8 protein-coding genes are annotated in these 12,292 nt (G+C 63.8%); 6 read left to right on the top strand and 2 right to left on the bottom strand.

Going from position 1 to position 12,292, the window contains the following annotated elements; translation table 11 throughout:
• Positions 1-4: 4 nt before the first annotated feature.
• From Q0687_RS08745 to Q0687_RS08720, 6 genes are all read left to right on the top strand, one after another.
• Positions 5-253, top strand: a complete 249-nt coding sequence (locus tag Q0687_RS08745; protein WP_298874609.1) for a hypothetical protein — start codon at positions 5-7, stop codon at positions 251-253.
• 219 nt (positions 254-472) lie between these two features.
• Complete coding sequence (locus Q0687_RS08740) at positions 473-3,703, top strand: autotransporter domain-containing protein (protein ID WP_298874606.1); 3,231 nt, start codon at positions 473-475, stop codon at positions 3,701-3,703.
• A gap of 147 nt (positions 3,704-3,850) precedes the next feature.
• Positions 3,851-4,966, top strand: a complete 1,116-nt coding sequence (locus tag Q0687_RS08735) for a helix-turn-helix transcriptional regulator (protein ID WP_298874604.1) — start codon at positions 3,851-3,853, stop codon at positions 4,964-4,966.
• 126 nt (positions 4,967-5,092) lie between these two features.
• Positions 5,093-6,214 carry a helix-turn-helix transcriptional regulator gene (locus Q0687_RS08730; RefSeq protein ID WP_298874601.1) on the top strand — a complete coding sequence of 374 codons (1,122 nt, stop codon included), beginning with the start codon at positions 5,093-5,095 and terminating at the stop codon, positions 6,212-6,214.
• Between the two features lie 416 nt (positions 6,215-6,630).
• Positions 6,631-6,864, top strand: coding sequence for a hypothetical protein (locus tag Q0687_RS08725; RefSeq protein ID WP_298874599.1), 234 nt, complete (start codon positions 6,631-6,633; stop codon positions 6,862-6,864).
• Positions 6,865-6,878: 14 nt separating this feature from the next.
• The gene (locus Q0687_RS08720) at positions 6,879-7,607 is read left to right on the top strand and encodes a sulfite exporter TauE/SafE family protein (protein WP_298874596.1); all 729 of its coding nucleotides are present in this window, start codon (positions 6,879-6,881) and stop codon (positions 7,605-7,607) included.
• Here the strand turns inward: Q0687_RS08720 and Q0687_RS08715 are convergent.
• Both Q0687_RS08715 and Q0687_RS08710 read right to left on the bottom strand, forming a co-directional pair.
• On the bottom strand, positions 7,604-10,792 hold the full coding sequence (locus Q0687_RS08715) for a multidrug efflux RND transporter permease subunit (RefSeq protein WP_298874592.1): 3,189 nt from the start codon (positions 10,790-10,792) through the stop codon (positions 7,604-7,606). The two genes, Q0687_RS08720 and Q0687_RS08715, sit on opposite strands and share 4 nt — an antisense overlap.
• Positions 10,793-10,949: 157 nt before the next feature.
• On the bottom strand, positions 10,950-12,188 hold the full coding sequence (locus Q0687_RS08710; RefSeq protein ID WP_298874591.1) for an efflux RND transporter periplasmic adaptor subunit: 1,239 nt from the start codon (positions 12,186-12,188) through the stop codon (positions 10,950-10,952).
• Positions 12,189-12,292: the final 104 nt, after the last annotated feature.

Raw genomic sequence — 12,292 nt, 5'->3', positions numbered from 1 at the left:
TTGAATGCGCCGTTTCTTCTTCGACCTTCTGGTCGGCAATGTCGTGAAGATCGATCCGGGCGGCATGGTGTTCGAGCATGCCAAAGCGACATTCGTGGTCGCCGACGAGATGGCGCGGCACCTGTTCGTCTGGCGCGATGATCTGCGCGATCGCGATGCCTGGATCCGGGTCAGGGACGGCAATGGGCGCGAGATCTATCGCGCCGCGGTCTGGGCCGAGAGTGCCGAGAAGGCCGGTTGGGACCAGGCCTGAGCGGGCAGTGTCGCAACTCTGCACCAGTGGTGGTTGAAACCGCCTCAGTTCGTTCTGAGCCGCGATCCGGTCGTATCAGTCCAAGTCGGATAACATCCGTCTTTCTACCTTGGCGATCAACGATTCACGTTGTGCAACGTCGGCCTCGTTCGATCGGAGGAGGCCGAAGCGACAAGCCTGCATGCCCGGTGGGCGGAAGGCGTCGCCTGGGGAATGAAGATGAAACGAAGCCTTCGCGCAACCGTCAGCCGCCGCCTGCTGCGGATCCCTGCTTCGGCGCTCCTGCTGGCGCCGCTGCTGGCGGTTGATAGGGCAGAGGCGGCCTGCACGCCGGTCGCGCCGGTGAACAACGCAACCATCGTCTGCTCGGGAAACGTCGACACACAGCAAGGCGGCGTGACCGGCTACGGTACCCCCAACGACAACAATAACACCTATCAGGTCCAAGCGGGAGCGACCGTCCACGGACCCTCCTTCGGCATTGAGACCGGCTCCTGCGGCATTCTAACCAATCTTGGCACAATCGACGGACCCAATGCGGCCGGCCTCAGGGCCGGCGACGTGACAGTCACCAATGCCAGCGGAGCAACGATCTCGGGATTTAATGGCATTACGGCATCGACGCTCACTCTCGACAATGCGGGAACGATTACAAGCGCGCTGCAAGGTCACGGCATTGACGCGATTACGGTCACCGTGAGCAATTCCGGCATGATCACCGGGATTGGTACGGACTCGATCGGTATCAATGCAACCACGTTGAATGTGACTGCGAATACCGGCACGATCACGGGCGTCCGGTTCGGCCTTTCCGCGACGGCGGATGCCACTGTCGCCAACAGCGGGATCATCACGGCGACCGGAGCAAATGGCGTCGCGGTCAGCGCGAGCGGCAACGCCTCGATCGACAACCGCGGGACGATCTCGGCAGTTAGCGCTGCCGGTATCGGCATCAACGCCGGTGGCGCCGTGACGCTGACCGCCAACATTTCAACGATCCGGGGCGATATCATCGGTATCAGTGCCGGAGCTGACGCGACAATCAACAACAGCACCGGCCAGATCCTGGCGAACGCAGCGAATGGCGTTGCTCTTCGGGCCGTCGGCACCGCCACGGTGATCAATGCCGGCGACATCAGGGGGCTTGGTGCCGGCAGCGTTGGCATCGAAGCCGCGACAGTTGTCGTGTCCAGCAATTCGTCCCTGATTTCCGGAGGACGCAACGGCATTGCCGCCAACATCGCGACGATCACCAACGGTGCAGTCGGCACGATATCGGCGTCCGACGCCGGCGGGACCGCCATCAATGCGACAACGGCGACTGTCTCGAATGCTGGAAGGATCACGGCATCGGCCGCAGGCGGTGTCGGCATCCGTGCCAGCACGGTGAATGTCACCGCCAACACGGGGCTCATCGCAGGCGAGGGTAACGCCATCCTGTCGGTAGCGGGCGCGGTTTCCGTGACCAACAATCCCGGTGGCACGATTCAGAGCGCGAACGCCAACTCGATTGCTATTTCCTCGGTGACGGACGCCAACACCGCCAATGCCGGCACGATCAAGGGCGGATCGATCGGCGGAACGGCAGTCCGCGCCGGCAACAGCGCGACCGTCTCGAACGTAGCAGGAGGGCTGATTTCCGCCGGTCAGTTCGGCATAAGCGCCAATTTGGTCACGATCAATAATTCCGGCATTGTTGAATCGACGGCCGTTGGCGCGGCCGTTGATGCCCTGACCGCAAACGTCACCAACTCAGGCACGCTTCGCGCGGTGGGCGAGAATGTGGTTCAAGCCGTCACGGCGGTGGCCCTGCAGAACTCAGGCACCATCAGCGGGACTGGCGGCGCAAATGGCGTCTTCTCCAGCGGGCAAGCGGATATCGTCAACTCCGGGTCCATCACGGCAAAAAATGGCATCCTGACCGGGGGCGCTCTCAATCTGACGAACACAGCGAGCGGGACCATTGCCGGCACGATCGAAGGTGTATTCGCGCAAGGCGCCGCCGTGATCGTCAATGCCGGTACCATCACGGGCGGCCCGTTCGCCATCGCGACAAACACGACGAGCAGCGTGACCAATACCGGCACCATCAGCGGCAATGTCGGAATCAAATCATCCGGCGCCGCTGATATCGTCAATGCCGGAACCATTACCGGGACAGGCGGGACAGCGATCAAGCTGACGAGTGCGGCCGATACGCTGACCTTGCTTCCGGGCTCGAAGATCAACGGCGTGGTGGATTTCGGCTTCGGCAATGATGTCGTCAACGTGAACTTGGTGGCGCCCAGCAGCAGGGTGTCGTCCCTGACGACCATCGCGTTGCCGACCTTCGTGAACTTCAACGGCACCATCAATGCCAACCTTTCCAGCGGCAGTTTCAGCGGCCCGTCGGTCATCTCAGGCACAACCCTCGCGACCCTCGATCCGACGGCGCTGGCACAGACCGATCGCACGCTGATGGATTTCACGGGCGGAGTGTCCTCGCTGGTGCAGGGGCGGCTGAACGGGGGCGGCGCTGCCGGCAGCAACATGATGGCGATGGCCTACGCGCCGGAGAGCGCGCAGGCCGGTCCCTTCACCAAGGCACCGAAGAGTCTCTGGACCGATCCGGCGCCGATCACAGTGTGGGTCAACAGCTTTGGCGGCCAGCGCATTCAGGACGAGACGGCCTCGACCCTGCGCGCAACTTCGACGGCGTGGGGCGGCGCCATCGGCATCGACCGCAAGGTGCAGCCGAACTGGCTGGTCGGCGCCTTCCTCGGCGGCGGGCAGGGCGGCCTCTCGGTCGATCTCAACTCGCAGTCGGTCGACACCGTCTACGTCTTCGCCGGCGCCTACAGCCGGTTCGAATGGGCTGCGCAGTTCTTCGACTTCACGCTCCAGGGCGGCAATGCCGACAACAAATCGCGGCGGCTGGTGCTGAACAACGCGGCACTCGGCGGCATGGAGACGGCGACGGCAAATTACAGCGGCTGGTACATCAGCCCCGAGATCGCCTACGGCTACAGGCTCGACATCGGCAACGGCTACTTGCTGACGCCGACGGCGCGGCTGCGCTACGTCGCGGGTCAGTTCAACGGCTACAGCGAGACCGGATCGGCGCAGGGCTTGTCGGTCGGCAGCCGCACGCTTCAGGATCTGGAGGAACGCGGCGAGCTTGATCTCTCCCGGGTGACCCGCTTCGATGGCGGCGAGCTCAAGACCAATGTCCATGGCGGCGTCATTGCGCTCCAGCGCGTCGGCGACACCGGCATCAACACGGTGCTCCTCGGGCAGAACCTGTCCTTCGTCACGCCGGGCAGCCGCAGCACGGTCGGCGCCGTCGCGGGCATCGGCCTCGACTATCGCACCACGAGCAATGTCTCGGTGTTCGGCGCGGTCGAGGGCGTGATGATGTCCGACCAGAGCCGCATTGGAACCGCGAAAGGGGGCGTCCGCGTCGCGTTCTGAGCCGGCATCAGCCCTGGCGGCCTGAACGCGACGCCGCCGGCCGGGCTCCATCCGCCCGGCCGGCGCCCATCCTCCGATCGGAGGATGAGGCCGTGCACCCGATGTGTTACGGTTTCGTGCATTGTTCATCCCAAACCATTCAAGGCCATGCCGAGAGCGCGGAAGCTGCCCGATCTGGTCGAACAGATCTACGATGCCGGTCTCGATCCCACCTTGTGGAACGACGTCGTCGTGGGCATCCGCGATTTCGTCGGCGGCCAGGCCTGCGGGCTGTTCTCCAAGGATTCGATCAGCAAGTTCGGCGTCACGCATTATTATTGCGGGGCCGATCCGCACTACATCCGGCTCTATTCGGAAACCCATTCCAGGTTCGATCCGCTGACGATCCTGCCGCCGCACGGCGAGATCGTCAGCATCCCCGATCTCGTCAATTTCGACGAATATCGCCGCGGCCGCTTCTATCAGGAATGGATGCGGCCGCAGGGCTGCAGCGATGCCGCCAATGTCGTGCTCGAGAAGTCGAACGCAAGCTGCCCGGTGATGATGACGGTGCTCTCGGGGCGTCGCATGGTCGATGCCGGCATGAGGCACCGGATGTCGCTGATCGTGCCGCATGCCGGCCGCGCGCTGCTCGTCAACCGCGCCATCGGCGCGCAACTAACCTTGGCCACGGCGCTCGCGGATGTCCTGGATAATCTGTCGTCCGGCATCTTCCTGTTGGATTCCAGCTGCCATGTCGTGCACGCCAATGCCAGCGGACGTGCGCTGGCCGCGGCCGACGAGGTGGTTCGCATCGTTGCAGGCCAGCTGATGATCAGTGGTGCGGAAGCCAATCAGGCGCTGCGCGACGCCTTTGCGGCCCGCGCAGATGCGGTCTCGCTCGCCGCAGGAGCACAAGCGATCCCCTTGCTTTCGCCCACAGGCGAACGCTACGTCGCGCATCTCCTGCCGCTGTCATCAGTGCTGCGGAACCGCAGCGAGCGGTCGTCCGATGCCGTCGGCGCGCTCCTCCTGCGCAAGGTCACGCTCGGGGATTGCTACGGCGAGCTGATTGCGCGGACCTTCGACCTGACGCCGACCGAACTGCGGGTGTTCCTGTCGATCGTCGAGGTCGGTGGCGTGCCGGAAACGTCCATCGCGCTGGGAATTGCCGAGACGACGGTGAAGACCCATCTGCACCGCGTGTTCGCCAAGACCGGCACCTCGCGTCAGGCCGACCTCGTCAAGCTCGCGGCCGGCTTCTCCAATCCGCTTGCCAACTAATTGGCCAATCGGCGTCGGAAGGTTTGAACCAAATGCCCTCGCGGCCGACTCCATAGAAACGCCGCCGGCACCAACGCCACAAATCCGCCTGCCTGACACTTGCTCGCCTGACACTTGGCCCTTTTCATGCAACTGGCTATCAAACATCAGGAGTTGATCGAGAGCATCTACGACGCCGGGCTCAATCCTGGATTGTGGTCCGATGTCGTCGTCATGCTCAACGGATTCTTCGGCAGCCGAGCCTGCGGCCTGATTTCAAAGGACAAGGTCAGCAAGTCAGGGGCGACGCACTACTATTGCGGGGTCGATCCGCACTTTATTCAGCTCTATGCCGATGAGTACGCCCAGCACGACCCGCTCGCGAGGCTGCCCCGCTACGGCGAGGTGCGCAACATCCCCGATCTCGTCAATTTCGACGAATACCGCCGCGGCCGCTTCTATCAGGAATGGCTGCGCCCCCAGGGATCTGCCGACGTCGCGAATGTGGTGCTGGACCAGGCAAATTCGTCGTGTCCGATCCTGCTGACGGTGATTCCCGGCCGCGAGATGCTGGATGCGAAGATGCGGGCGCGCATGCAACTCGTGGTTCCGCATGCAAGCCGCGCCTTGATGATCAACCGGGCGATCGAGCAGAAGCAACAGAGGGCAATGGCGCTTGCCGACGTCGTGGATCGCCTGAGTGCCGGTGTGATCCTGCTCGATGCTGCCTGCAACATCGTCCACAGCAATCCGGCGGCCGTTGCCATCCTGAAGACTGACGACGTCCTGCGATCCGTCAACGGCCGGTTGCTGGCGAGAACGCCTGACGCGAACGCAGCGCTGCGCAACGTCTTCCGTGACGAAGCGGAGGTGGTCGCGGCGGCGGCTGCGGGCCGAAGCATCCAGCTGACCGCGAGTGACGGATCCCACCACATCGCTCACGTGATCGCGCTACCCTCGCTGCTACGGGAGGGGATCGCAGGGCGCGCCGGTGGCGCTATCGGAGCCCTGTTCGTCTGGAAGGCGCAGCTCGATGCGCGCGCCTGTACCGGGCTGATCGATCGGACGTTCGGACTGACGCCTGCGGAACTCAGGGTTCTTCAGTGCATCATCGAGGTTGGTGGCGTGCCCGAGACGGCCGCCGCGCTCGGCATCGCCGAGACGACGGTGAAGACGCATCTGCATCGCGTGTTCGCCAAGACGGGCGTGAGCCGCCAGGCCGAGCTCGTCAAGCTCGCAGCTGGATTTTCCAATCCGCTCGTCCATTGACGCATCAAAGCGCTGACGAAAGCATCAGCGCGCCGCCTGCAAATTCATCATCATAATATTACTGCACGTCATTCGTTTGGGTGACGCGATGTGCTGCGTTCTCTCCTACCCAGAACGCACACGATTTCTTGTTCGTCGCGTTCGAGCTTCGTGTGAAGCAACTCACAGCGCGCGGACGTAAATCCCGTCAATCTCGCTTGCAGGTTGAGAGGAGATTGTCATGCGAACAAATTTGCGGAGCCTGGTCGGGATGTTCCACAGCCTCACTGGTCGCATGCTTGCAGCGCTACATCAGCAGCGTGCCATCGAGGCACGGCGCGCGTTGCGGCGCTATCGCCATCTCCTGGGAGCGCAGCCCGAAGCATTGCCTTTGAACGAAATCGATTCTGTCGGCAGCGAAGAGGAAGTTTCAGAAAATGCCCACCGATCTGATGCGCACGAGCGTCCAGCCAGTCGCCGCAATCTCGAGCACGCGTAACCTCAACATTGTCGCGCTGGCTCTCACCACGGCGCTCGTCAGCCTTCAACTCGCCGGCCTCGTGATGCTGGAGCGGTCTCACGCGCATGCGATGCAAATGTCGTTTCCGCGCGAGCCCGCGGTGTGTGCGGACGGCACTGCTGCGCCCGTATCCCAGATTCCCTACGATTGAGCGGAGGGCGGACCATGCCTGACATCGCGACCCTGCTGTTGCTCAGCGTTGCCGTGTTCGCCGGCGCGTTTGTCTCGGGGCTCTCGGGCTTCGCATTCTCCGCGGTGGCGGGCGCGGTCCTGCTGCGCGTGTTCCAGCCGCTGGAGGCGGTGCCGCTGATGATGGCGTGCAGCATAGGCGTGCAAGCAACCAATCTGTGGGCGCTCCGGCGCAACATCCGCTGGGAGGGAAGCCTGCTGTTGATCGTGGGCGGACTGATCGGCGTTCCCATCGCCGTCTCGCTGTTGCAGTCGACCGACACTCATCTGCTCCGGCGCGGCTTTGGCGTCGTCGTGTCGCTCTATGCCGGCTACATGCTGCTCCGACCGACACTGGTGACGGCCGGCGAGGCGGTCGGCCGGCACTGGGTTGCCCTGATCGGGTTCGGAGGAGGGCTCGTCGGTGGCCTGACCGCGATGCCTGGCGCGATCCCGACGATCTGGTGCGACATGCGCGGGGTGCCCAAAAGCGAGCAGCGCGGTCTGGTGCAGCCGTTCATTGCGGCGATGCAGGTCTTTGCGATCGCGCTCCTGCTGGGACATCAGGATCTGTCGTCAAAGGTCTTCGTCGATCTCGCCGTCAGCCTGCCGGCGCTGTTCGCGGGCTCCGCGTTAGGCGTCATTGCCTTCCACCGGGTCAACGAGACGGTCTTTCGCAAGACCGTGCTCGTTCTGCTGCTGATCTCGGGGATTTCCCTGATCTAGTGGCTCGAAGTATGGACTGGCGCTGCGTTGGTGCCGCTGCCGTGATGCACCAGCGGCTTCATGCCGGTGATGGTCCGCAGCAGCACATAGAACACCGGCGTCAGGAACAGGCCGAACACGGTGACGCCGATCATGCCGGAGAACACCGCAACGCCCATGGCGCGGCGCATCTCCGAGCCGGCGCCGGTCGAAAGCACCAGCGGCAGCACGCCCATGATGAACGCCATCGAGGTCATCAGGATCGGGCGCAATCGCAAGCGGCTCGCTTCGATCGCGGCGCGGATCGGCGTCCGTCCGGCGAATTCGAGCTCGCGGGCGAATTCGACGATCAGGATTGCGTTCTTGGCGGAGAGGCCGACCAGCACGATCAGGCCGATCTGGGTGAAGACATTGTTGTCACCCTTGGAGAGCCAGACGCCGAACATCGCGGCGAGCAGACCCATCGGGACGATCATGATGATCGAGAGCGGCAGGGTCAGGCTCTCATAGAGCGCGGCCAGTACCAGGAACACCAGGAGGATCGCCAGCGGAAACACCCACAGACCGGAATTGCCGGCGATGAACTCCTGATAGGTCAAGTCGGTCCATTCGAAGGCGAAGCCGGGCGGCAGCACCTCCGCTGCGATCCGCGTCGCCGCTTCCTGCGCCTGGCCGGACGAATAGCCGGGCGCCGCAGCGGCATTGATGTCCGACGACAGGAAGCCGTTGTATCGGATCGCACGCTCGGGCCCCGCGCTCTGACGGATCGTCAGCAGCGCCGACAACGGCACCATGTCGCCGGAGGATGAGCGCACCTTGAGCTGCCTGATATCGTCGGCCCGGGCACGGAACGGCGCGTCGGCCTGCACATAGACCGAGTAGGTGCGGCCAAACTTGTTGAAGTCGTTGACGTAGTAGGACCCGAGGTAGATCTGCAGCGTGTTGAACACCTCGGTCACCGGCACGCCGAGCTGCAGCGCCTTGGTGCGGTCGATGTCGGCGAACAGCTGGGGCACATTGACCTGGAAGCTCGAGAACACGCCGGCGATCTCCGGCGCCTTCTGCATCGCCGCCATGAACGCCTTGGTGGCCTCGTTCAGCGCTTCATAGCCGAGACCGGCGCGATCCTCGATCTGCAGCTTGAAGCCGCCGATGGTGCCGAGGCCGTTGACCGGCGGCGGCGGGAACATGGCGATGAAGGCTTCCTGGATTCCGGCGTATTTCTTGTTGAGGTCCGCCGCGATCGCGTTTCCGCTCAGCGCCGCGCCCTTGCGCTCGTCGAACGGTTTCAGCGTCGAGAACACGATGCCGGCGTTGGAGGAGTTGGTGAAACCCGAGATCGACAGGCCGGGGAAGGCGACCGAGCTTTCGACACCGGGCTGGGTCAGCGCGATGTCGCTCATTTTGCGGATCACCTCCTCGGTGCGGTCGAGCGTTGCGCCGTCGGGCAGGCGAGCGAATCCAACCAGATATTGCTTGTCCTGGCCCGGAACGAAGCCGCTTGGCACCTGCTGGAACAGGAAGGCGGTGATGCCGACGAGGACGACATAGAGCCCCATCACGGCGGCCTTGCCCGAGATCACCTTGGTGACGGTGCCGCTGTAGCTGCTTGAGGAGTAGGTGAAGGCGCGGTTGAAGCGCCGGAAGAACCAGCCGAGGCTCTTCTCCAGGATGATGGTCAGCCGATCCTTCGGCTCGTCATGGCCCTTCAGCAGCAGGGCGGACAGCGCCGGCGACAGCGTCAGCGAGTTGACGGCCGAGATCACCGTCGAGATCGCGATCGTCAGCGCGAACTGCTTGTAGAACTGTCCGGTAAGGCCGGAGATGAAGGCCAGCGGCACGAACACCGCGATCAGCACCATCGCGATCGCGATGATCGGGCCGGAGACCTCGCGCATCGCCTGATAGGTGGCATCGCGCGGCGATAGCCCGGCTTCGATGTTACGCTCGACGTTCTCAACCACGACGATGGCGTCGTCGACGACGATGCCGATCGCGAGCACGAGGCCAAACAGGCTGAGCGCATTGATGGAGAAGCCGAACACGTGCATCACCGCGAACGTGCCGACGATCGAGACGGGCACCGCGAGCAGGGGGATAATCGAGGCGCGCCAGGTTTGCAGGAACAGGATCACGACCAGCACCACCAGCGCGATCGCTTCCAGCAGGGTGTGGATCACGGCCTCGATCGAGGAGCGGACGAACTGGGTTGGGTCGTAGACGATCTGGTAGGACACGCCCTCCGGCATGTTCTTCTTGATCTCGGCCATGGTGGCGCGAACGTGATCGGAGATCTCCAGCGCGTTCGAGCCCGGCGCCTGGAAGATCGGGATCGCCACCGCCTGCTTGTTGTCGAGCAGCGAGCGCAGGCCGTATTCGGATGCGCCAAGCTCGATGCGGGCGACGTCGCGCAGCCGCACCACTTCGCCCTTCGAGCCGGTCTTGACGACGATGTCGCCGAACTGCTCTTCGTTGGCGAGCCGTCCCTCGGCATTGACGGACAGTTGCAGGTCGATCCCCTTGACGTTCGGCGATGAGCCGACCACGCCGGCGGCGGCCTCGACGTTCTGGGCTTGGATCGCCTTCACGATGTCGCTCGCGGTCAGACCGTGCTCGGCCGCCTTCTGCGGATCGACCCAGACCCGCATCGAATAGTCGCCGGCACCATAGAGCTGGACGTCGCCGACGCCGTCGATCCGCGCCAGGCGGTCCTTGACGTTCAGCACCGCATAGTTGCGCAGATACGTCATGTCGTAGCGGTTGTTCGGCGACATCAGATGCACGACCATGGTGAGGTCGGGCGAGGACTTCTTGGTGATGATGCCGAGCTGGCGCACCACGGCCGGCAGGCGCGGCTCGGCCTGCTGCACGCGGTTCTGCACCAGCTGCGTCGCCTTGTCGGGATCGGTGCCGAGGCGGAACGTCACCGTGAGCGTCATTGCGCCGTCGGTGGTCGCCTGGCTCGACATGTAGAGCATGCCTTCGACGCCGTTGATCTGCTCCTCGATCGGTGTCGCCACCGTTTCCGCGATCACCTTGGGATTGGCGCCGGGATAGGTCGCGCGCACCAGCACCGAGGGCGGCACGACATCGGGGTATTCCGAGATCGGCATCGCGAACAGCGAGATCAGCCCGGCGAGAAAGATCAGCACCGACAGCACGCCGGCGAAAATCGGACGATCGATGAAGAATTTCGAGAGATTCATGGCCTTGCCCCTGGGCAATATCTTTCGGTTCTCCACACAGCTCCGCCGTCATTCCGGGGCGCGCAAAGCGCGAACCCGGAATCCAGTGGTGATGTGATCGGAGTTTCGTAAGCGCGAGATCCCGGGTTCGGGCTACGCCCGCCCCGGGATGACGTAATCAGCGTTGCACCACGTCCTGGTTGCTGTGGTTGGAGGCCTGCTGTCCGCGCGCGCCCATCGCCGCGACCTCGGTCTTGAGGAGGGCACCGGGACGCACGCGCTGGAGGCCGTTGACGACGATGCGATCGCCGGACTTGAGGCCCGCGGTGACGATGCGAAGTCCGTCGACCGAACCACCGAGCGTGATCGGCCGGTAGACCGCGCGGCTGTCTTCGCCAACAGCCATCACGAACTTCTTGTCCTGGTCGGTGCCGATCGCGCGCTCGTCGATCATGACCAGCGTCTGCTGCTTCGGCTGACCCATGCGCACGCGCGCGAACTGGCCGGGGATGAGACGGCCGTCCTCGTTCCGGAACCCAGCACGCACACGAATGGTGCCGCTCTGGCCGTTGACCTGGTTGTCGATGAGCTGGATGTGGCCCTTGGCCGAAAGGCCGCCTGATGTCGCCATCTCGACCGGGATCTGGTCGAGATTGCCGCGCTTGCCGGTGCCATCGGCGATCGCGTTCAGCGCCCGCAGCACGACTTCTTCGTCGGCATCGAACGAAGCGTAGATCGGATTGACGGAGACCAGCGAGGTCAGCACAGGGGAGGCGGTGCCGGCGGCGACGAGATTGCCGACGGTGACCTCGATCTTGCCGACGCGGCCGTCCACCGGCGCGCGCACTTCTGTGTAGTCGAGATTGAGCTTTGCCGCCTGCAGCGTCGCCTCGGCGGCTTTCACATTGGCGATGGCTTCACGATTGGCGTTGTCGCGTTGGTCGTAGTCCCGCCGCGTGACCACGGCATTGCCGATCAGCTGCGCACCGCGATCGAGCTCGCTTTGGGTGAAGACGACGCGCGCCTTCGCGGCCTCGAGCTGTGCGTTGGCCTTGTCGACTTCGGCCGCATAAGGCGCCGGATCGATCTTGAACAGGACCTCACCAGCCTTCACCAGCGCGCCTTCGGTGAAATTGGTCGAAAGGATCGCGCCGGCAACGCGCGGCCGAAGCTCGACGCGGTTGATGGCCTCGAGCCGGCCGGAGAAATCGTCCCACAGCACGGTCTGTTTTGGTTCGATCAGCGCAACGGTGACGGGAACGGCTTGCTCAGCCGCGGCGGCTGCCGTTGCCTGCGCGGCGTGGAAGTAGTGGCCGGTCGCGATCGAGCCGGCGGCGGCGAGGGCGCCGACGATGGCAACGCCGCCGAGAAGGCGACGGAGCCGGCCGGCGGAAGACGTTTCTTGGGAGGGGTGCATTTGCGCGCTCCAGATATGTAGTGTTCACTACAGATGTGGAGCTGGATACCGCAGCGCAAGATACTTATGTACTGTTTGCTAAGAAAATTGTAGCCGCTTACCGC

It is taken from the genome of uncultured Bradyrhizobium sp., assembly GCF_936928535.1.
GTDB lineage: Bacteria > Pseudomonadota > Alphaproteobacteria > Rhizobiales > Xanthobacteraceae > Bradyrhizobium.
This window is presented reverse-complemented; position numbering and strand designations above follow the sequence as displayed.